Source organism: Streptomyces sp. NPDC006265 (assembly GCF_040613555.1).
Taxonomy (GTDB): Bacteria; Actinomycetota; Actinomycetes; order Streptomycetales; family Streptomycetaceae; genus Streptomyces.
Genome location: NZ_JBEXSH010001278.1, coordinates 1 through 1827 on the forward strand (window position 1 = coordinate 1; position 1827 = coordinate 1827).

1 pseudogene is annotated in these 1827 nt (G+C 69.1%); it reads left to right on the plus strand.

What is annotated here, in order from left to right:
• Positions 1-521: 521 nt before the first annotated feature.
• A pseudogene (locus ABZ281_RS47970) lies at positions 522-1827 on the plus strand (hypothetical protein); the annotation flags it as partial.

Sequence of the window (1827 nt, forward strand, 5' to 3'; positions counted from 1 at the left end):
TCGCGTCTGGCCCCTGTGCTTCCCCAAGCCGGCCGGACGGCGATGACGGTTTCCCTCATATCCCTCGACAGGAGCAGATCATAGCTGCCAGCCGTGGGGCTAGTTTCGTATTGCCAAAAACGGACTCTCAGGAGTCTTCTTCGAACTACGCCCAAACAAGCACAAAGAGGCCACGCTCGCTTCCTGGGTCTCGGAACGCATCAGACCAGTGGTCGCCCTCACCCAGCGCGCCTAGGTCTGCCGATGCCTCAGCGTTGTCTGCGCCGTTGTTGCTGCTCCCGCGGATGCGGGAGCGTCTCTCTGACGCGCTTGAGGCTCTCGTAACGGACCGATCATTTCGTCGGCGTCCGCTGGTTGAAGCCCTGGCGGCTGTTGTCCTGCTGGCGAAGTCGCCAGCAGGCGGGTCACAACTTGAGCTTCGGGCAGGCCAGTTGGCCCGGTGGCTGGGCGTGTCTGAGTCTTGGGTCGATCACCGCGTGCTTCCTGGCCTTCGTGGTTCTGGTGCGGTGGTAACCAAGGTGGTGACCAAGACCGTCGACGGGACTCGGCGGGTTGATGGACTGCGCTGGGAGTTGCTTCCTCTGACGGCCGCTCAGGCTCGTTGTCGCCCGGACGCTCTGGTGCTGGAGAAGCGTGAGTTGTCGGTCCTGTTGGCGTTGTGTGAGGCGTTGTTCGCGCCAGGGTGGGCGCCGGTGGGCAAGCGGGAGACGCCCGCGGGTCTACTTGGTGCTCGGCGAGGCCGGGGGGCTGCGGCGGAGCGGCTGGCCTTGCTGCGGTTGGTGCTGGCGGCCCGGCCGGATGGTCGGGTGCGGCTCGTCGGCGGGGCGGTGGCGGCTGACTACGACCGGGCGGATGCGACGGTTGCGCGACTGTTGGGGTGCTCGGTGGCAGAGGCGGCCCGGGTGGTGGACGGGCTGGTACAGCAGGGGGCGTTGGAGGTGCGGGGCAGGGGTGTGCCCGGTGCCCGGATTCGGATGGTGGTGCCGGCGGTGGCGGCCGCGCATGGCCGGGGTGCCGCAGCCGAGCTTCGGATCGTGCCCGATCTGGCCGAGGATCAGCGGGCGGAGGAGGTCGCTCCAGAGGCGGAGCGATTCTGCGCGCACTGTGCTTCGGGATTGGACGAGGCACGGCGAGCGGAGCCGGGGGAGGGGTGGGTTCAGCAGGGGTTCTTCGATGTCGGGGACGGCGGCCTGGATGACGGGGGCGATGGTGCACTCAGGGATCAGGAGGGTGCCAAGGAGCTCTGGACCGGCCCGGAAAGTGCTTCTGACCTGGGGGAACGCGAGGACGAGGAGGGGGCCAAGGCGTCGGAGGCAGAGGCTGTTGGTGCGCTGCTCCACGCCGACCACGCGTCGGTGGTTACTCAAGGTGGTTCTGGTACTGCTTCATCTCGCTTTTCCGGCGAAGCCGCGTTGGGGTTCCCACCGTTGCCGGAGCGCGCGGACGGGCGCGAGATCGAATCCGGCGCGGGCAGGATCGACGTGGTCGACGAGCCTGGTGATCAGGGTGGCCCGCTTCGCGGGGAACAGCAGCCGGATCGAGCGGGGGTGGGGCAGACGGCTCCCGGGCCGGTCGTCGCGAAGCCGGTCCGGTTGCGGTGGTCGTTGCCGCGGGGATTGGAGCGGGTGCTAGACCCGGTGCAGCTGGAGTGGGCCCGGATCGGGCATGCCGGGGGGCGTACCCGGGTGCGGGTGGCGCTCGAGGCCGAGTTGCGGCGGCTGGCCGGGATCGTGGGCTCGGAGCAGGCGCCGGTGGTGCTGGCCGAGCGGTTGGAGCGGCGGCTTGCTGCTCAGCACGGTGAGCGGGTGCGCGAGCCAGTCGGCTGGC